The sequence below is a fragment of the Cytobacillus spartinae genome (genome assembly GCF_042865285.1).
GTDB lineage: Bacteria > Bacillota > Bacilli > Bacillales > Cytobacillaceae > Robertmurraya_A > Robertmurraya_A spartinae.
In genome coordinates, this window is record NZ_JBIACK010000001.1 from 700,414 (window position 1) to 718,893 (window position 18,480).

An 18,480-nucleotide genomic window follows, 5' to 3' on the forward strand; every position below is an offset into this window, starting at 1 on the left:
GAAATGGTATGGAGGGATCTACTTGTTTACTATTTTTATATTAGCGATTATTGGATGCCTGTTAGTACTAAGTTGGCTTGTAGATAGAAAAAACAAGAAAAAAGGCAGAAAGTACGATGGGGGTAAGGTTGAAAAAGGACCGACGGAAATATCTCAAGAATTTTCAGATATCATCACTAAGCGAGGAAATGATAATTAGTTTTTTACAAAAAAATAGTGTCCGCTCTAAATCATAAAATTTAGAATGGGCACTATTTTTTTTATCTATTATGCCAACTGCTGTTCTGCATACTCACGGTATAGTGGATGCGTTCTAGTTAATTCAGAGTGTGTTCCTACACCAGTAACCCTTCCACTTTCAATAAAGATAATTTGGTCCGCATCGACAATGGTTGATAATCGATGCGCAATCACAAATGTTGTACGACCTTCCATTAATCTCGACAGCGCTTGTTGTACAATGCTTTCGGATTGACTATCTAGACTTGCCGTAGCTTCATCCATCATTAAGATTTTTGGATCTCGTAAAAAGGCTCTAGCAATCGCAATTCGTTGGCGTTGCCCTCCTGAGAGCTTAACCCCTCGTTCTCCAACTTCTGTATCCAACCCTTTAGGAAAGGACCGAATAAATTGGTCTGCATACGCCATTTCAGTCACTTCCCATAGCCGGTCATCTGAAATGGAGTCTGGATTTTCTAGTCCATAACATAAGTTTTCTCGTACCGTACCAGCCATCATCGCACTTTCTTGGGATACATATCCAATTTGACTACGCCAAGACCTCATGGATAAGTCTTGGATTCGAGTGTTTCCAATCAAGATTTCTCCTTCAGTCGGCTCGTAAAACCGTTCGAGCAGACCAAACATCGTGGTTTTTCCTCCCCCACTCGGACCAGCAAAAGCAATCATTTGTCCAGGCTCGGCTTTTATGGATATTTTTTCTAAAACTGATTCAGTCTCACTGTATGCAAACGACACGTTTGAGATCGTAATTGGCTGATTTGAAATATCCATATCTAAGCCATTTTGACCTTCTTCTAGAGGCTCATCTAATGTTTCAATGATTCGCTCAGTGGCACCTTTTGCCTTTTGTAACTGTGTAAAGAACATCGCAAAAGACGTGATGGGCATAATAATTTGGAACAAGTAGAGGAGAAAAGCAACTAATGATCCCATCGACATCGTTCCATTCGCCACGCGCATACCACCGTACCCAATAATCATAACAACTACAAACATCACGACGGTGTACATAATAGGACCAATTAAGGCAAACACACGGGCTTCTTTTAATCCGAACCGATATAGATGATCTATTCCACTAAGTCCTTTAGCTTCTTCATTTATCTCAGCGGTTGATGATTTCATTAAACGAATTTCGCTAAGAGTTTGTGTGATATGGCCTGAAAACGTAGCCGTTTGATCTTGTAGACCTCGTGAGATCTTTGCCATCTTCCTTCCCAACGGAATCATAATTGCTAATGTAACAGGAACTGAAATTAACATGAGTAACGTCATTTTCCAATCCATCACAAGTAGAATGGCTACTGCACCTATAATAGAGATAATACCCGTAATAAATTGTGGAAAGTGATTAGTAATTAATTCACGAACAATACTCGTATCATTAACTATTCGGCTGACTGTTTCCCCGCTTGATTTTGTATCAAAATAACGAACAGGCATCCGGATTAACTTAAGCCACATTCGTTCGCGTAAGCTCGCAACAATCTTCTGACCAACTAGGCTCAAAAGAAAAATCGAAACCCCGTTAATGACTGCTTGAATAATAAATGCAACCACAATCCCAATCATCAGTGGAACACTTAATGATTCTACTGAAAAGCCATCTACCAGATTCTTCGTTAGGATTGGAACAAGCAGTCCCGTGATGGTCGTAAGCACACTTGCTGCAAGACCTATGAACAATGCAAGTCTTGGAATGTTTGTGGATAATAGCAATGAAATGAACGGTTTTAAACCAGACTGTTGCTTTTCCATTAAAAAAGACTCCAATCATAAGAAATACGTAAACATAAATCTATTCCATCCCTACTATAAACGTTTCACTACCCCATATCCACTTTTTTACTTAAGGATCTTTCGTAATCTTTGTTGCTATTTAATTACTTTGAACCGTTTTAAACTCTTTTTTCTATGTTTTGGGAAGAAAAGATTCCACCCGTTTTGAGACTATGTGAAAACAGCTTTATTTAATCAATAGGGATTGAAACCTTCTCATCGTATTTCTTCATATAGTGAAAACCACCAATGTAAAGGAACTGTGGAGCCTCTTTTGCATCAAATAATAAAGTACGTTCTTTTAAAAGAATGCCATCTTCTATCTTTGCCATACTCTGATTAACCGTCGTTCTTAATGGGATTTTTTCATCTTCACTCAAAATATAAACTTCATCCAACATGATTTTGTCCTCGGTAGCAATGGTTAATGCGTACCCTTCAGGTGGAGTCTCCCATTCTTTTAACCAAAGTTTTTCTCCTGAAATATCTACGGGTTCATTCGGTATGTTCTCAAGAGGTACTTGGTCCTCTACCGTTTTATACCCCGCAAATTCTTTTACGTGTATTTCTAATGATTCTAGTTCCTCGGGTAGTGAATCATAACGAATATCAAATTCCATGAATCTTTTAAAAGTTGTCTTCGCACCACTTCCCTGTCGTGATACCGGTTTCCCGTTTGCTAACAATTCAATACCACCTAGACCATCCGGTACTCGGTCATAATTGCTAACACTTGCCGTACCACGAATGACCGTCAAAGTAGGGGAAGCCACAATCGACTTAAAGGTAATCTTTCCTTTATCAACCTTAATGGTTTTATTAAGTTTGAATGTTTGCTCTGATTGCATCGCTTTGTTCGGATCAAATGGAACGGGAATTTGTTTCTCTATCAATCGGCCATTGGGGCCATGCTCGTAAAAGTGGAGCGTTAAGTTCTTTGCAAAAGGACTGACTGGCTCAAAATCTAGTTGACCCTTCCATTCTGTTCGATCCTCACTTATTTGTGCGTGGCCACCTTCAAACCTACTATTTGTAAAAAATCCAGTAATCTTGTCTGGATTAAACTGATGGTCATACGCTACATCCGCACCACTTGGACTATTGATTGTATAATAGACGATTAAGCGGTTATCGTCTGCCATGAGTCCATTTAAAGTCAAGGTTGTTCCCTCTCCCAAATGATACGTTTTATTAATAGCCTGCCCCATCCCTTTTTCGTTTAACTCTTTTAACGTTCCATTAAGGACCTCATCAAAACCTAAAATTTTCTTTCCATAATAAGCGAAAGCGTTAAATTGATAACCAATAAGAGATAGTAAAAGAACGGAAACAGTAGCTAATTTCCAAATCGTTGGTATTCGAGGGGGCTTCTTATTTGCTTCCATTTCAAGTGCTCCCCTTAATCTTAGCTCAAAATCGGCTGGTGCCTTTATCTCGTCTGTTCGGTTTTTCTCAGCATGTAAAAGCTTTTCAACATCATTCATTGCTACTCCCCCCTTTCAAATCCTTTAGCTTTTTAAGCCCTTCAAAAATTCTAGATTTAACTGTTCCAACCGGTACTTGCGTTAACTCCGAGATGGATTGGTAATCAAAATCAAGTATATATTTTAATCTAATGGCTTCAGCCTGCTGCTCATTCAGTTGATTTAATAACCATTGAATTGTAAATTTATCATCGCTATGTAGGATTGGATTCGTCTCTAAGCTTTCATGATTTATATGGTCATTCCACTCTTCAACCAACACAACTTTCTCCTTCTTTTTGATCAACTCTTTACAATCATTCACTAGAATCGTCTTACTCCAGCTGTAAAAGGAACTCTCTTTTTTCAATTGATGTATATTTTCATATAGTTTTACAATCATATTTTCCATTGCATCCATGGCATCATGCTGATTTCCTAAGTACGTATAGGCAAGTCTATAATAATCATCTTTTTGATGGATAATTAATTGTAACAACGCTTCTTTATTCCCCTTTTTTGCTTTTTTGACGAGCTTCGTAACATCCATGTCTTCACCTCTCTCACCTATAAGAGTTACTAGTAGCCTGAAAAGTTCATTTTTAATGAAAAAATATTTTTATTAATAAAAATAGACGTGCTATTTAGCTACGCCTTTTTACGGTTTAATATGATTCTCAACAAAATAGCAATTAATATCGATAAGCTTAAACAAAGCAAATAGGTGTTTGCGTTAAAGTATTGATTGTTCACATGGATCGACATGAAGGATGTGATCTGGCTAATATACTCTAAATCTACTACACCAAAGTTTTTTTGCTGAATCGATGATAAAAGTTCACGATATTCTAGAAAGGATTGCCGCTGAAAATAAACACCAAAAGTCCAATGGAGAAGAATGAAAATGATAAAGATTCTATAAACCTTATAGGGAAAATCAAAGTTCGACAAAACTCTTCCCCATAGTAAGACTGACCAGATGAACAATAAGACAATTACTCCCATTACAATAATGGCAGGATTCCCATTACCAGAAGATTGACCGGGGTGAGGAGTCATGATGTTTATGAAGTAGAACAAACCCCCGATGATGATTTGAACGAAAAATAAAATAATGGCGTTTTTCATGTAGTTCCCCACCTTTTTGGGTTGGCTGATTATCTTTGTTAAGGTTGCTCCTTCTCCTTTTCACCCAACGCTTGCTCACTTTTCGGATTGATGGCTATCCCCTTTTCGTGAAGTAATTTCACAATTTTTTCAAGGTGCGTATAATCTTCTACAACCACCACTAAAGGGTTTGCAAAAGGACTTTTTAAAGAAATGGTTAGCTTGTATCCATTATCCACACGAGAATCTAGGCCATACAATGTGTGCCAGCGAACAATTTGCTCAACTTCATAATGCTTTATTTGATGGATCGTGTAATACTTCCCATTAAGAATGAGTCCTTGAGGCAAAATAAATAAGTTTCCTCGATGCTTTACGGTTAGTAATACCAAGAAAAACACATAGGCAATATTAAAAAATGACGATGAATCTATAAAATCAGTAAAAATTAGAATACCGATTAAAGCCGTTAAAAAAATGGTAGCAATAATTGTCCCCCAATGAACATACTTATAGGACTTTGTATCTTTTGAAAGAGGAATCATTTCCTTCCATTCATTCGGGATCAGAATTCGACTATATTCTTCCGTTGTTGACGGAAAAATAGCGTCCTTGGAGGATTCGGCCGCCTTTTTTAAGCTCACCCTATTTCGAATTAAAATGTAAATGGTAGATATAAATAAAAAGATAAAAAACACTTTTGCTGTTATATTGAAGAACCCATCCATTGGGACCCACTCCTTCCCTATTGGCATTTATATGTATTCATACGTTTATATGGTTTAAAAAGTTTCACCAACAGGCATTTTTTAGGAGGGCTCACCAAAACATCCATCTGTTCAAGCCTTTTAGCAAACCATTAGATTACTTCCCCCCCAATACTTCTACGATATCTTTATCACTCCTGATTATCTTAATCTTATCGTTAAGTTGATGATAGTTCGTTAAGAAGTTAGGCTTCCCTACCGTCTCGAACTGCTTATTCCACTTAAACATTTTGAGAAAGATTTGGAAGGTCGACTTATAATGTGATTTTTCAACACCAATTTTTTGTAAAAAGAATCTTTTAACAATCCGAAACGTTCTAAGGGAGTAAGCTGGATCTAAAAATAATATGATATCTGCTTCATAAAAACTTTTTGAAACCCACTCCTCATTATGAACACCTTCAATAATCCAAGCTTTCGATTGAATAATTTGTTCCAAGTATTCCTTTCGTTGCTCTTCAGTTCTTCTGATATCCCCGGACTTATGTCTCTCCCAAACAACATTATCCAATTCGTAATAAGGGATGTTGAATTCTTTAGTTAACTTCTTAGCTAATGTGGTTTTGCCACTGCCTACAGAACCAATGATATGTACCTTGCTATATTTCAACCGTATCACCTATTCTTCAAATAAAGTTTTAGAAGGATAATAGAACCGATCATGAGGGGGATACCAAGAATTCCATAGACGAGATCAAAGTAATGATCAACGTTAAAAAGATGCAAAAGATTGCCTATTCCTAGTAAAAGAAAAGCAAACCCGGTAAACAAATAATAAGCAGGACTTCGCTTTTCAATTTCGTTCCGATTCATATTAACTCCTCCTTCAAGAAACTCATACACTTACCCGGATGATTGATGTATATTTTGGAATCTAGTTCTAATAATAACATTAAATGTCACAAAGGAGAGGATAAATATGGATTTAGAAGTCATCTGGAGGTCGCTGTTAATGGTCACGGTCGGATTCTTATTCCTAAGATTCGTAGGGAGAAAATCTGTATCTCAAATGACTATTGCTACCACTGTAGTACTCATTTCCGTTGGTTCCATTGTCATTCAACCGGTTGTAAACAATGGAATTATAAATACCATTATTGCCACAGGGGTTTTTATTCTTTTTCTCATAACAGCAGAATTATTATCATTAAAATTCAACTTTATGGAGAAGTTGTTTACAGGAAAATCAAAAGTTGTGATCTCTAACGGAAACTTGCAATTGAAAACGTTGAAAAAAATGCGGTTAACAGTCGATAAACTAGAAATGCAATTACGACAAGCAGGAATAAAGAACATTTCTGATGTTAAAACTGCGACATTAGAGCCGAATGGGCAACTTGGGTACGAGTTACAATCGGATGCAGAACCTTTAACGGTAGGAGAGTTTAAAAATTTGATGACACAGTTAGGCTATACATTTCCGACGCAGATTCCGTCTAGCTCGCCTAGAACAAACTTATTCGAAGAAATCCAGCAAGGTCATACTCCATCAAATCCAGAGCAGTTACATTAGGTAAAGAGTTTGGGATTATCCAAACTCTTTTTTTTGTTGGCTCTAAACTTGCCTTAGGAATTCTAAAATCATTTGCAATGTACAAAACTAAGCTTTGAATACAGCGGTACTCCTATTAATTAGAACTCTCATTATATAACGCTTCCATTGATCTTCCAATTTCCATTAAAAATTCTTCTTCTTCCCTTGTGAAAAATGTAGGAAACTTATAATCTAATAGCTCTGATTCTGATAATTCCTGCAGTTTTTCAAGTTCCTTTGCAAGTTCTTCTTTATCTTCCACATGTTTTGTCGCGAGTTCTGTTATTTTGATCAGAACATTAAAAGCTTCAGGGGATTTCGGAGATGCATCCTCTTTCATTAATTTCTTAACAGTTGCCAAAATATCTACCATTTCCATATCCATTTGTTTACGCTGTTCTTTTGGCAAAGAAAATATTTGACTAACGGCTTCATCTGAAAGATACTCTTTCATCCACTCTTTTAGGTCTTCTTCATGTTCAATTTGATAAAGAAGTGATGCTAAAACTTTCCATGTAATCGGCTTTCCTTCTGTGATCATGCATTGTACACGTTCTACAGCCTCTATGGCACGATTTAATTCATCTCTTTTTTCAATTAGCAGTTTGTGCTGCAACGGCAAAGATCTTTCCAATTCAAATATAGCCTCTGTGTCATCCTTTAATATTTCTTTAATTTCTTGCAAAGAGTAACCTATGAACTTTAGAGACTGAATCTGTTGAAGCTTTGCTAGCTCTTTTAACCCATACAGTTTGTGACCAGAGCTATTTTGTTCTGTTGGTGTAAGCAAACCGAGTTGTTCGTAAAAACGTAGTGTCCTAACAGTAATTCTAGCCCGCTTTCCAAACTCACCAATCGTGAATACATGTTCTTTATTTGTCATATGAACATCCTTTCTTCTATGAATGAGTCAAGTTTAGCATGTAACGTAACGTCTTACTCAAGCATAAGAGAAGTACAGTTTTAATAAAAAATGCCACACAACGAAGTAATTGTGTGGTCATCATGCTAGTAGAAATTAATCAATGTTCACCTTCTGTGTATATTTGGAATGTTACACCGAATTTGTCTATAACGGTCCCATAGGCTGGACTGAAAAAAGTCTCCTGCAGAGGCATGGTTACGTTCCCATTTTGACTTAATGCTTCGAACATTTTTCTAGATTTTTCCATGTCATCTGATGTGATGCATAGAGTTACTTGGTTTCCAACTTGATGAGGTTGACCAGGAAAAGTGTCCGAGAACATGATTTCTGCCCCACCTACTTGAATGGTAGCATGTGAAACTCGGTTCTTAGCCTGTTCTGGTAATGGGAATTCAGGGTTTTCAGGCATCTCCCCAAAGGTTTGTACATAAGCGACCTCTGCCCCTAACGCTTCCTTATAGAAATCAATTGCCTCCTTAGCGTTCCCATCCATAACTAAATACGGAATTACTTTAACTGTCATGATTACCACTCCCTTTATTATTTCATTTCCAGTATTAACACTTTTTTCTAATTGTATCTATATAAATTATACAATACAGAACAAATGTTCGCAACTGGATATTTTTTCGAAAAGGTGATATACATGAATGAAGCTCTACCACTAAATAGTGATAGAGCTTTTATACTTTACCTCAACACAATACTTTCCAACTTGATTTCATAGGATTTGACTTGATTTCTCCCACTTTCCTTTGCCTCATAAAGAGCTTGATCTGCGTTATGTATTAATTCAACAAATTTTATGGAATGTTTAGGCATTAGCGTTGCAACACCCATACTAATTGTTACGTGGTTGCTCACTAATGAATTGATATGTGGGATCTCCAGTAACTCAATATTCTTCCTTATTTTTTCCGCGAAAAGATTTGCATCCATTTGGTTCGTATCTGGTAAAATAATTGCGAATTCTTCCCCGCCATACCTTGTTACGACATCCGTAAGCCCAGTAACGGAACTAGCGAGTGAAGTTGCTACTTTTTTTAAGCACTCATCTCCTTCTAAATGTCCGTATGTATCGTTATATTTTTTAAAGTAATCAATATCTAGCATAATGAGGGATATAGGATTTTGGCTTTGCAGCGCACGGTTCCATTCTTTTTCCATTGTAAAATCAAAAGTTCTACGGTTAGGGATACCTGTTAAGCCATCTAAGGATGATATTTTTTGTAAACGTTCATTTGCTTCTACTAATTTCTTTTCCGTTTCTTTTAGTTTTGTAATATCTGAAAATACTGCAACATAATTCACGGTAAGCCCACGACTGTCTTTTACTTCACTAATATTTAATAACTCGGGGTACGTGTATCCAGATTTATTCTTATTCCATATCTCGCCTTTCCATTGACCTGTCTTTGCTAGATCATCCCACATCTTTCGATAAAATGAAGCATCATGCTTACCTGATTTAAGCACTCTTGGGTTTAATCCGATTGCTTCCTGTTTCGGGTAACCTGTAATTCTTGTAAATCCTTCATTGACAATAACAATATTTCCTTCTTTATCTGTATTGATACCCCTTGATGAGTCGTATCTATCACTTTTTCAAAAAGTCTTAGCCTTCTAAAATTCTCGTTAGATTGGACCATATAATCGTAAAAATGATAGATAACTAGACCACCAATAAATGAGATTAATCCATAATAAATCACAGCTTCTGATAAACGAATTGGGTCTTTAATCAAGTAGACAAATGCCGCATACACAACTACAACATTGCCAATATTCATCGTCATGAACTTTCGAAAAGCGCTCATCTCTGCCTTATAAATTACTCCGCATAAAATCGCTAGAATGATAAAAGTAATTAGTGCTGTATATGAGGAAATGTTAAATCCAAACAGTAGCATCCGTCCTACTGAACAAATAAATGCAGCGATTGCTCCACTGAGGATTCCACCATACAACGTTGCACCGATAATGGCAAAATTCCGAAGATCCATAATCGTCGTATCTGTAATATTAATAGAAAAAAACATTAAAACAATTCCTAGAAATCCACCTATGATACCCGCCAAAACATGATACTTTCTAGAAGAAGGGTTGCTCCTGTTTTTATAAAGCTCTCCTGTAATCGCTAAACATGAAATGATAATGGTTAAATTAACAATTAAATCCCTATACACAAAATTACCTCTTTTATATACTCAATGAATACATTCTATAATATGGAAAACTATTTCTACAATGTTTACGTTATTAATTCACAAATCTTTCAAATATGAGGTTTGTGTTTTTTCTGATGATTACACATTTTTTAAAAAGAAGGAATGCTCTACCGATAGATAGAGCATTTCTAGGTCTCACTTCATTAATTCATCACGATCCACACCATGTGGTGGCCTCTCAAGCCAGCCATGCTTAATTAAAAGATTTGCACCATCTTCAGCATATAAGGCAATTTCACCAAATAGTCGTGTGTAATCTGCAGCGATATCACGTCTTGGGCTTGCTGATAGTGCTGTCCCATAATTCCCCATTCCCGCAGCAGTCATCATAGACACTAGAAAAGTCATTAATTTATCAGAAAAAGGAGATTCCGTAGTTGGTTCTACAGACGTTGACCACGGTACAGGTGCTGGTAAATCATTTTTCATCAAGTAATCACTGAAAATTTTAATTTGTTTTTGGGAAATCTCTTTCCCCCTTCTCATATAATCACGAACATCCTCTAACTGTGATACTTGTCCAAACCCAGTCACAACTAACATCCCTAGTTGGTTGGTCTGTACGTTAGAGTAGAGGTGAGTAATTTCCGCAGCGGTTAAAGGACGTTGTTTCCCCCACCATCCGGCTAAAAATTGTTGTTTTTCTACCATATCCACTTCTTCAAGGTATGGAATATAAGGCGACCTAACCTCAATTCCCTTTGATAAAAGTAAATTAGTCGTCTCATTAAATAACTCCATCGTAGACGAAATACAGGACATAAAGTGTTCGCGTATATCATTGCGGAATGTATGCGGCAAAATCGCACCGTATGTTACCAATGCTCCTTTTGTCATTTGCTTTGTAAAGAACAGAAAAAACTCGTCCGAAAAAAGTCTAGGTGCATGCACATTTACATCCTGATCTGCAAATCCATGCGGAATAGCATGTCCTTCTTCCTTGAAAATCTTTGTAGCCACTTGAACATGCTGCATCGATAAATCCAAAGCATGCTCTAATACGGTTTTGATTTCTGAATCTTCTACTTTCTCTATATAGTATTTATATATGCATATAAACATTGAATCTGCTATATAATTTGCCCATAACCCTCCCACTTCGGAAGAGGTTAAACGAATATGATGAGTCTCCATAATAATACCTCCAGAATAATCTGTCAGTATTTTTCCCATTTCAAAAATAAGTATCCATTACTTGGAAACAAGTTTTACTCTTCTGGATTAATAATGGCTAACGTTTGGTGATCTTCCCATCTTCCGTTTATACGGACATTCTGTTTTGCAATCCCTTCTTTATTAAAACCGGCTTTTTCAAGTACTTTAATCGATCCTACATTATGGGGCATGACTCCAGCTTCAATCCGATGAAGCTTCAATTCTTTAAACGCATAATCGACCCCTAGCCTTACTGCTTTAGTCATATAACCTTTCCCATTCTGATCCTTATCTAAGTAGTATCCGATCCAGCAACTTTGCAAATCTCCACGGATAACTTCAGATAAAGTCAGGTTGCCAATTAACTGATTGGTTTCTGTTAAAAAGATTCCAAAAGAGTAATACGTACCCTCATTCGCACGAGCTATACTTTTTTCAATTCGCTCTTTTTGCCCTTTTAGCGTATAAAATGATTCATTCTTCAAAGGGGTATAGAGTTGGAAAAAATCCTTATTTTTCACTTCTAACGAAAGCAGCCCCTCAGCATCTGTTAGCTCTAATAAACGCAAATAAATTCCTTGTCTCTTTTCCATTCCAATTCCTCCGCTCACTTCAAATAACAAACAGAAAAAACCACAGAAATGCCTGCGGCTATCATTGGATTTATTTTAACCACGGGATAACGACATATGTGCATTATGCTACCTGTGTATCAGTTGTTACAATTTTAGATTTAGGCAGACTGGTCCCGTGATTTTATGGGATTTGAAAAAAACAGCAGTCGAGTACCCGACACCCTTTGATAAAGATTTCAAAGATCTTTTTTTCATAAACGGTACCCTCCCTTGTGTTTTTTCATTTAGAACATACCAAACATGTAAACTTTTGGCAATTATTTCACCTTATCGAAATGGATTGGTAAGAAGATAACCGACATAGAAAAATACTTCTCGAAAGAAGAATGGAATTTTACTATTTAACGATTGATATGCAGAAGTAGTTGTTGGAGAAGAATGAACATCCAACCCTATGTTCTCTGCCAATAAGATCGCCCGTTTCATATGTAGCGGATCGCTGACAACCGTGAATGAATTTAGATTGTGCTCAAAAGCAATTTCCTGCGCGTATAGTAAATTTTCTTCTGTGATGGTAGATTTCGTTTCAATGAAGATATCTTCCGGGGCAACATTTTGACTAATTGCATAATCTCTTGCCACTTCAGACTCCGCAAATGGAGCCCCTTCACCCTTTCCACCTGTAAAAATAAGCTTATCAACATACCCATTATCGTACAACCAGATAGAGTGATTCACTCTCTCCTTTAACACAGGTGATGGACGATTATGCCATGCCGCTGCCCCAAGTACTATGGCAGCGTCTGATTTTACTAGTTCATTTTTCTCACTAAAAGACCAAACTGAGTAAGCAGAGTATCCTACTAAAAATACAATAAATATTATCAAAAGCGAAAACAATCTTCTTATCTTTTTAATCATGTAATTTCAGCCCTCGTCTAAAAGAATTACGGTGATGAGGTGTATAAATTGACACCTAAACATCTTTTATTCTATACTATCACATGCAGTTAGTTGCTATAGCAACCAACAATTATATTTACACCTATGGAGGTACTATAAGATGTCAAAAGTATTATTTATTAAAGCAAACTCAAGACCGATCGATCAAGCCGTTAGCGTAAAGCTCTATCAGGCTTTTCTTGATAGTTATAAATCTTCACACCCTGAGGATACGATTGTTGAACTAGATTTATTTAAGGAAAATCTGCCTTACTATAATACCGAAATGATTAACGGGATGTTTAAACTCTCAAAAGGAATCGAGCTAACTTCAAACGAGGAAGCTGCAACAGCTACGGTTACTAAATACTTAAGTCAGTTTTTAGATGCGGATAAAGTAGTATTTGCGTTCCCACTATGGAACTTTACCGTTCCTGCCGTATTACACACCTATCTGGACTACCTCGCACAAGCAGGCAAAACATTCCGTTACACGGCAGAAGGTCCTGTTGGGTTACTGACCGATAAAAAGGTTGCTTTGTTGAATGCTCGTGGTGGCGTCTACTCAGAAGGTCCCGCTCAAGCAGCTGAAATGGCCGTTAACTTTGTTAAAAACATGCTAAGCTTCTGGGGAATCCAGGAAACAACAACCGTTATTATTGAAGGGCACAACCAGTTCCCTGATCAGGCCGAAGAAATTATTAAAGAAGGATTAGAGAAGGCTGTGGAGTTGGCGAAGGGGTTTTAATAGATAGTAAGGTTTGTTGGTTTGTGGTTGAAGGATAGCTTCTTAATGAAAGGCGTTGGGGGAAGAGGCGTGTTGTCAGAAGTTGAGGTAACTTTGGACTGGTGAGATTAGAAAGAGTGTAGGGCTTGTCGGGAGTTGAACTGGCTTCGGACTCTACTCGGTGAAGGTGGGGCTGGACTGTCTGAAGTGGAACCAGCTTCGGACTCTACTTGATGAAAAAAATGTTGCACTGTCTGAAGGTGAACCAGGTTCGAATTGCACTGGTTGTAAAAAGTGAAACACCCTCTGAAGGTGAACCTACTTCGGACTCTACTTGACGAAAAAATAGTAGAACTGTCTAAAGCTGAACCATCTTCTGACTCTACCGGCTTAAAATCGCGCTAGACTGTCAGAAGTTTAACCAGCTTCTGACTCTACTGCATGATTACGCGCCTGGACTGTCAGATGTTTAACCAGCTTCTGACTCTACTGCATGAAAACGCGCCTGGTCTGTCAGAAGTTTAGTGATCTTCTGACTCTACCGGCTTAAAATCGCGCTAGACTGTCAGAAGTCGAACCAGCTTCGGACTCTACTGCATGATAACGCGCCTGGTCTGTCAGAAGTTTAGTGATCTTCTGACTCTACTGAATGAAAACGCTCCTGGACTGTCAGAAGTTTAGCCAGCTTCTGACTCTACCGGCTTAAAATCGCGCTAGACTGTCAGAAGTTGAACCAGCTTCAAGACTCTACTGCATGAAAACGCGCCTGGTCTGTCAGAAGTTTAACCTTCTTCTGACTCTACTGCATGAAAACGGGGCTACACTGTCAGAAGTTTAGCGATCTTCTGACTCTACCCGCTTTGAATTTGGCTATACTGTCAGAACTCCTACCAGCTTCTGACTCTACTTGCAGGGAATCAAGATGAATTGTCAGAAGTACGACCAAGTCGTTGCTCAACACCCTGTTAAAAAGTCACTTACTGTCAAAAGTCAAACCCACTTCGGACTTGGCAAGGCTAAAGGAGTGAACCCCTTTCAATAGTCTAACCAACACCAGATAAAAATCATTCTGACGCCTGCAATCGCAGTAACTTATTCCCCAGATCCTCACCATACTTGGACTATTATTCAAAAGGGATTGCAAACACTGCAGTCCCCTATTTTAAGAACGGAAAACAAGGAAATATAATCTCCTGTTTTATTCCCTCTGGTTTTATCGTATAGTCTTGATTAGACTTTGGGCTAGCTAGCTTGTGGTTCCCGCTACCATCATAATATGTTGGTATACTATCCACAACAACACTCCTCCTTTATCCTTTTAAAACTTGTGCTCGAACAATTGTTTGTAATTTTTCTGGTGGGTTACAGAATGGCTGATTAATATAAATTTCTCTAAATTCGCCTACATTGGCGTACCCTTGATTTTGGCAGTAATCCTTCGTCTGCCCAACCGTGTCCTCAATTAAATGATAGGGTCCGATGTGGGTGGTTTGCACACATGTTCCTTGATGGATTCGTTCGAGTGTCACTGGGACACGAACACTTCTATTGCGTTTATCCAATTCAGCTAATGCCGTTTCAAACATTTCTTCTGTAATTATATCAGGAACTTGCATCATCGCCTTCCAATCCCAATCTTCCCCAACTGGTTTGTGCCAGATGATTTCCAACGGCATTAGAGTAAATTTATATTCCATCTCATTCTTCGTCATATCCTTCAAACGATTGATAACCCTGCTAATTGAATAGATAGCATCTCCGTCATGCATGCCATATACATTTCTTGGCCCTGTCCCGTTTGCAACCACAAATTGCATGTCAGGGGTATCAATGACTTCAATTCCCTTTGTCGGTCGATAAATGTTTTTATGTATTTTTCGATGATCGTGTACTATCAATTTCTTTCTCCCCTTTAAAATTAAGCCCATCCACCCCAAAGATCTAATTTGTTTCCATCTGGATCTTTTACATAGAAGGATAACCCACATTCCGCGTTATCAAGAATTTCTTCCACCGGAGCTCCATTCTTTTTGAAGTGTTCATATAGTTCTTTGATATCTTTCACTTCTAAAGTCAATATACACTGCTCATGACCAGTTACTTCTGTGTAGGTGAGGTTCATTTTTTCTCTTGTCTTAATTAAGAAAATGGATTGGTCGCCACTTATTTTCAATTGAGCTTGAGTGGAATCTTCATTGACTTCATTTAATAGTGGTAACCCAAAGTTTCTTGAGTACCACTCAGCAGATTCTTTTACCTTGCTAACTGGTACATATATACAGTTTATTCCCTTTACAAATGTTGAAGCGGTTGGATTGCTCACCATAATCCCTCCTCGTTTTTTTACTCATAAGCATATATTCCACTAAATCCATAATATTCCTTTAATTTTGACAAATAAAAGAACCATACTTATCAACTAAGTATGGCCCTTCTCTTTTATCAACCTATTAACCTAATACAAAATAACCGATGTAAAGCACAAGAACGAGTGATGCCGCGAACAATATCATAAAGTTTTGAACCGGCTTTCCTTTTTTTCCGCGAGATAGGACAAGCTCCATAGAAACAATGACAAATAATCCAACTACCGATTTAATGAGTGCAGTTCCGCCAAATTGGTATAATCCTAGTAAATGACCACCCGTTGCTAGAATGAGTAGGTAAAATAACCTTAACACCATATGAGTAATTTTTTGTGCTTTCATGTTTCCTTTTTTTAATAAGTAGTAACTCACGAAAAATAGAATAAGTGCTAGGAACCAGGTTGTAACGTGTGCATGAATCATTTTGTAATCCTCCTATATGAATATAAGAGTAGAATAACAATGATCTATAAAATAATTCTAAACGAATGATTAAATATTTCTTAAATCTTTAAAGTTTAAAACGATACCCCGCGCCCCAAATCGTTTCAATATGCTGCGGGTTGGAAGAGTCCATCTCCACTTTTTCGCGAAGCTTTCGAATATGGACTGTAACCGTAGAAACGTCACCGATGGCATCAACCCCCCATAATCGCTCGAATAATTCTTCTTTACTGAACACATGGTTCGGATTATTCACTAGAAATAGGAGCAAATCAAATTCCTTAGACGTTAGAGTAATTTCTTGATTATTAACAAAAACTTTCCGATCCTCCACGTCAATTTGGATTGAACCGACAATCAACTTCTTATTACTCCTCACTTGTTTACCGACTAACTGTTCGTAGCGAGCGATGTGCCCCTTTACACGTGCGACGAGCTCACTTGGGCTAAACGGCTTCACTAAATAATCATCCGCTCCAAGTCGAAACCCTCGAATTTTATCGACGTCTTCCTTTTTAGCAGAAACAAAAATGATTGGGACGTCTCTTTCTTTTCGTATTAGTCGGCAAATCTCAAAGCCGTTAATCTCTGGTAGCATTAAATCTAGTATATATAAATCATAATGAGATGTTAGAGCTCGGTTTAATCCTTGTGCTCCTTGATTTTCTATATCAACAAGATAATCTTCTGCCTCAAGATAATCTCGCTGTAGTTCAGCAATGCTATGATCATCTTCTATAATGAGTATCTTTTTCATCACGCTTGCTCCCTTTTAACCGTAAAATGGATTTCTGTTCCTTCATTCTTATGTGAGTTCGCCCAAATCTCTCCACCGTGTCCTTCAATAATTTGCCTTGCGATAGCTAGACCAAGACCGCTTCCACCCTTATGACTGTTTCTTGACTGATCTGCTCGGTAAAAATGGTCAAAAATGAACGGAAGAGATTCCTTGGAAATTCCTGATCCATTGTCCTTAATCGTAATCTGAACATGGGTTTCTTGAACCATCACCGAAAGCGTAATGACTCCCCTTTCTTTGTCCATATACTTGACGCTGTTTGAAATAATATTGGAAAAAACTCTCATCAGTTTTTCCCGATCCACACTTACAAAAACAGGCTGCACTAGACTGTGCACAAATTCTACTTTCAAATTCTTTCCTTTTAAATCTAAAGCAACATCCTCCACACATTCTTCAACGTACTGAAGGATATCGGTTCGCTCAAAATGAAATGGAATTCTTTTCAAATCAAGCTTTGAAAACAGGAACAATTCATCAATCATCGCATCCATGTCGTTTGCTTTTTTGTAGATGGTAGAAATATAACGTTCTAGTTTTTCAGGATTATTGGCAATACCGTCCTGAATTCCTTCAACATACCCCTTAATCGATGTAATAGGAGTCTTTAAGTCATGGGATATGTTGGAGAGTAGTAGCTTTCTATTCTCTTCATATTTTAATTGCATGTCTACTGACTTTTTGAGCTGGACCCTCATTTCTTCAAAAGACGCAGAAAGCGCACCAATTTCGTCCTTCCGCTTTGTATCGGTTTTAAAATTAAGGTCCCCTGCTTTAATTTTTTCTGTTGCATCTTTTAAAGCTGTTAACGGGTGTATGATATTCCTTGAAACCAAATAAGAGATGGTCCCATACGTTCCTATTAAAATAAGAAGCAAAAGAATTAGTAACCACCCGAAAAATTTAGTCGTAAATTGCTCGATAGCATTCGCTTCTTTTATCACAAAAATGCTACCTTGTTTTTGATCAGGAAAATAAAAATCATGTTGATCAAATTTAAACGCTTTTTGGTCAATCGTAACAAAATCATGAGAGTGCTTTTTAAATTCCCCAAATGATGTTAAATAGTGAGTAAGAGGGAGCGACTTTATGTCTTCTGAAAGGTGGACGATTTCATTATTTACTCGTACTAGTAAATACAAGTTATACTCAATGAATTCCGAGTTAACACTCTGTAGATAGGTCTCATCTATTAACTTTTCTGGTTCAGAGGTAGTCATCAATTTTAATTTTGAAAATAGTTCATGCTCAACCTTTGCTTGCTCTCCGAAAAGTGCGGGATTGATAAACTGGTCTTTTCCTGCAAATGAAAAAAATAACGCACCGATCGCAATCATAAATAGAATACAAGGAACGATGATAATGGCAATATAAGAGGCAATTAGTTTTTTTCGGATTGTCATTCACCTTCACCACCTAGAGCTAA

The 18,480-nt window shown here is 37.5% G+C and carries 23 protein-coding genes; 3 read left to right on the top strand and 20 right to left on the bottom strand.

Going from position 1 to position 18,480, the window contains the following annotated elements:
• Positions 1-22: 22 nt before the first annotated feature.
• Complete coding sequence (locus tag ACFYKX_RS03460) at positions 23-199, top strand: hypothetical protein (protein WP_389358076.1); 177 nt, start codon at positions 23-25, stop codon at positions 197-199.
• Positions 200-267: 68 nt separating this feature from the next.
• Here the strand turns inward: ACFYKX_RS03460 and ACFYKX_RS03465 are convergent, their stop codons facing one another.
• The 7 genes from ACFYKX_RS03465 to ACFYKX_RS03495 form a co-directional block, all read right to left on the bottom strand.
• Positions 268-2,001, bottom strand: coding sequence for an ABC transporter ATP-binding protein (locus tag ACFYKX_RS03465; RefSeq protein ID WP_389358078.1), 1,734 nt, complete (start codon positions 1,999-2,001; stop codon positions 268-270).
• 212 nt (positions 2,002-2,213) lie between these two features.
• The gene (locus ACFYKX_RS03470; RefSeq protein ID WP_389358080.1) at positions 2,214-3,506 is read right to left on the bottom strand and encodes a DUF4179 domain-containing protein; all 1,293 of its coding nucleotides are present in this window, start codon (positions 3,504-3,506) and stop codon (positions 2,214-2,216) included.
• Positions 3,499-4,035 (bottom strand): RNA polymerase sigma factor, encoded by a 537-nt coding sequence (locus tag ACFYKX_RS03475; RefSeq protein ID WP_389358082.1) that lies wholly within the window; start codon positions 4,033-4,035, stop codon positions 3,499-3,501. The genes ACFYKX_RS03470 and ACFYKX_RS03475 overlap by 8 nt, the downstream gene beginning before the upstream one ends.
• A 98-nt stretch (positions 4,036-4,133) precedes the next feature.
• On the bottom strand, positions 4,134-4,613 hold the full coding sequence (locus ACFYKX_RS03480; protein ID WP_389358084.1) for a hypothetical protein: 480 nt from the start codon (positions 4,611-4,613) through the stop codon (positions 4,134-4,136).
• A gap of 38 nt (positions 4,614-4,651) precedes the next feature.
• Positions 4,652-5,320, bottom strand: a complete 669-nt coding sequence (locus tag ACFYKX_RS03485; RefSeq protein WP_389358086.1) for a hypothetical protein — start codon at positions 5,318-5,320, stop codon at positions 4,652-4,654.
• Positions 5,321-5,456: 136 nt separating this feature from the next.
• Positions 5,457-5,978: an AAA family ATPase gene (locus tag ACFYKX_RS03490; protein ID WP_389358088.1), complete on the bottom strand. Its 522-nt coding sequence runs from the start codon at positions 5,976-5,978 to the stop codon at positions 5,457-5,459.
• Positions 5,975-6,172 (bottom strand): hypothetical protein, encoded by a 198-nt coding sequence (locus ACFYKX_RS03495; RefSeq protein ID WP_389358090.1) that lies wholly within the window; start codon positions 6,170-6,172, stop codon positions 5,975-5,977. The genes ACFYKX_RS03490 and ACFYKX_RS03495 overlap by 4 nt, the downstream gene beginning before the upstream one ends.
• A 106-nt stretch (positions 6,173-6,278) precedes the next feature.
• On the opposite strand from ACFYKX_RS03495, the gene ACFYKX_RS03500 reads away from it, so the two are divergent.
• A complete protein-coding gene (locus ACFYKX_RS03500; protein ID WP_389358092.1) occupies positions 6,279-6,872 on the top strand; it encodes a DUF421 domain-containing protein in 594 nt (197 codons plus the stop codon).
• Positions 6,873-6,987: 115 nt separating this feature from the next.
• Here the strand turns inward: ACFYKX_RS03500 and ACFYKX_RS03505 are convergent, their stop codons facing one another.
• From ACFYKX_RS03505 to ACFYKX_RS03535, 7 genes are all read right to left on the bottom strand, one after another.
• The gene (locus tag ACFYKX_RS03505; RefSeq protein ID WP_389358094.1) at positions 6,988-7,776 is read right to left on the bottom strand and encodes a MerR family transcriptional regulator; all 789 of its coding nucleotides are present in this window, start codon (positions 7,774-7,776) and stop codon (positions 6,988-6,990) included.
• A gap of 139 nt (positions 7,777-7,915) precedes the next feature.
• Positions 7,916-8,341 (bottom strand): VOC family protein, encoded by a 426-nt coding sequence (locus tag ACFYKX_RS03510; RefSeq protein ID WP_389358096.1) that lies wholly within the window; start codon positions 8,339-8,341, stop codon positions 7,916-7,918.
• 167 nt (positions 8,342-8,508) lie between these two features.
• Positions 8,509-9,393 carry a sensor domain-containing diguanylate cyclase gene (locus ACFYKX_RS03515; RefSeq protein WP_389359031.1) on the bottom strand — a complete coding sequence of 295 codons (885 nt, stop codon included), beginning with the start codon at positions 9,391-9,393 and terminating at the stop codon, positions 8,509-8,511.
• On the bottom strand, positions 9,303-10,004 hold the full coding sequence (locus ACFYKX_RS03520; protein ID WP_389358098.1) for a LytS/YhcK type 5TM receptor domain-containing protein: 702 nt from the start codon (positions 10,002-10,004) through the stop codon (positions 9,303-9,305). The genes ACFYKX_RS03515 and ACFYKX_RS03520 overlap by 91 nt, the downstream gene beginning before the upstream one ends.
• 177 nt (positions 10,005-10,181) lie before the next feature.
• On the bottom strand, positions 10,182-11,180 hold the full coding sequence (locus tag ACFYKX_RS03525; RefSeq protein WP_389358100.1) for a DUF3231 family protein: 999 nt from the start codon (positions 11,178-11,180) through the stop codon (positions 10,182-10,184).
• Positions 11,181-11,254: 74 nt separating this feature from the next.
• On the bottom strand, positions 11,255-11,794 hold the full coding sequence (locus ACFYKX_RS03530; RefSeq protein WP_389358102.1) for a GNAT family N-acetyltransferase: 540 nt from the start codon (positions 11,792-11,794) through the stop codon (positions 11,255-11,257).
• A gap of 309 nt (positions 11,795-12,103) precedes the next feature.
• Positions 12,104-12,697 carry a YdcF family protein gene (locus ACFYKX_RS03535; RefSeq protein WP_389358104.1) on the bottom strand — a complete coding sequence of 198 codons (594 nt, stop codon included), beginning with the start codon at positions 12,695-12,697 and terminating at the stop codon, positions 12,104-12,106.
• A 142-nt stretch (positions 12,698-12,839) separates the two neighbouring features.
• Here ACFYKX_RS03535 and ACFYKX_RS03540 point away from each other — a divergent pair, with 142 nt between their 5' ends.
• Positions 12,840-13,466 (top strand): FMN-dependent NADH-azoreductase, encoded by a 627-nt coding sequence (locus ACFYKX_RS03540; protein ID WP_389358106.1) that lies wholly within the window; start codon positions 12,840-12,842, stop codon positions 13,464-13,466.
• Between the two features lie 1,136 nt (positions 13,467-14,602).
• On the opposite strand, the gene ACFYKX_RS03545 is transcribed toward ACFYKX_RS03540, so the two are convergent.
• The 6 genes from ACFYKX_RS03545 to ACFYKX_RS03570 form a co-directional block, all read right to left on the bottom strand.
• The gene (locus ACFYKX_RS03545) at positions 14,603-14,740 is read right to left on the bottom strand and encodes a hypothetical protein (RefSeq protein ID WP_389358108.1); all 138 of its coding nucleotides are present in this window, start codon (positions 14,738-14,740) and stop codon (positions 14,603-14,605) included.
• Positions 14,741-14,755: 15 nt separating this feature from the next.
• Complete coding sequence (locus ACFYKX_RS03550; RefSeq protein ID WP_389358110.1) at positions 14,756-15,343, bottom strand: GyrI-like domain-containing protein; 588 nt, start codon at positions 15,341-15,343, stop codon at positions 14,756-14,758.
• A gap of 20 nt (positions 15,344-15,363) precedes the next feature.
• Positions 15,364-15,771 (bottom strand): VOC family protein, encoded by a 408-nt coding sequence (locus tag ACFYKX_RS03555; protein WP_389358112.1) that lies wholly within the window; start codon positions 15,769-15,771, stop codon positions 15,364-15,366.
• Positions 15,772-15,895: 124 nt separating this feature from the next.
• The gene (locus ACFYKX_RS03560) at positions 15,896-16,234 is read right to left on the bottom strand and encodes a DUF1516 family protein (protein ID WP_389358114.1); all 339 of its coding nucleotides are present in this window, start codon (positions 16,232-16,234) and stop codon (positions 15,896-15,898) included.
• 88 nt (positions 16,235-16,322) lie between these two features.
• Positions 16,323-17,012 carry a response regulator transcription factor gene (locus ACFYKX_RS03565; protein WP_389358116.1) on the bottom strand — a complete coding sequence of 230 codons (690 nt, stop codon included), beginning with the start codon at positions 17,010-17,012 and terminating at the stop codon, positions 16,323-16,325.
• Positions 17,012-18,457 carry a sensor histidine kinase gene (locus ACFYKX_RS03570; protein WP_389358118.1) on the bottom strand — a complete coding sequence of 482 codons (1,446 nt, stop codon included), beginning with the start codon at positions 18,455-18,457 and terminating at the stop codon, positions 17,012-17,014. The genes ACFYKX_RS03565 and ACFYKX_RS03570 overlap by 1 nt, the downstream gene beginning before the upstream one ends.
• Positions 18,458-18,480: the final 23 nt, after the last annotated feature.